Here is a 406-nt window from a genome sequence, read left to right as displayed (position 1 = left end):
ATGAAGTCGGGTCCATTTACACAGTCCAGGGATTTGATTTAAACTATGTGGGTATTGTACTTGGAACGTCAATTGATTATGATTTTGAGACCGAAAGATTAACTATCGATCCAAGCAAATATCAAGATACGGGTGGTTACAGCGGTGCTAATCGTTTTGCCAGACACAAGGAGGCCATGGCCGCTAAAGAGCAGATCATCTTGAATTCAATCAACGTCTTGATGAAGCGGGGAATATACGGCTTAGCCATTTATGCGGTCAATGACAATTTGAAGCGGAAATTACAGGACATGAGAGTGGAGGCAATGAAGAATGGCATCTAGTATGGACAAGGTCAATCAATTTCGGGATGAGCGAAACTGGCGACAATTTCACAATGAGAAGGATTTAGCCCTATCAATCACCT

1 protein-coding gene is annotated in these 406 nt (G+C 42.4%); it reads left to right on the top strand.

Annotation, left to right across the window (positions count from 1 at the left end; translation table 11 throughout):
* Positions 1–323 (top strand): DNA/RNA helicase domain-containing protein (locus CVM73_RS38900; RefSeq protein ID WP_146006768.1); only part of this gene is annotated, 323 nt, incomplete at its 5' end.
* Positions 324–406: the final 83 nt, after the last annotated feature.

The sequence above is a fragment of the Bradyrhizobium forestalis genome (assembly GCF_002795245.1).
GTDB classification, from domain to species: domain Bacteria; phylum Pseudomonadota; class Alphaproteobacteria; order Rhizobiales; family Xanthobacteraceae; genus Bradyrhizobium; species Bradyrhizobium forestalis.
Note: the sequence above shows the minus strand (reverse complement) of the source record. Positions and strands in the feature narration are given on the sequence as shown.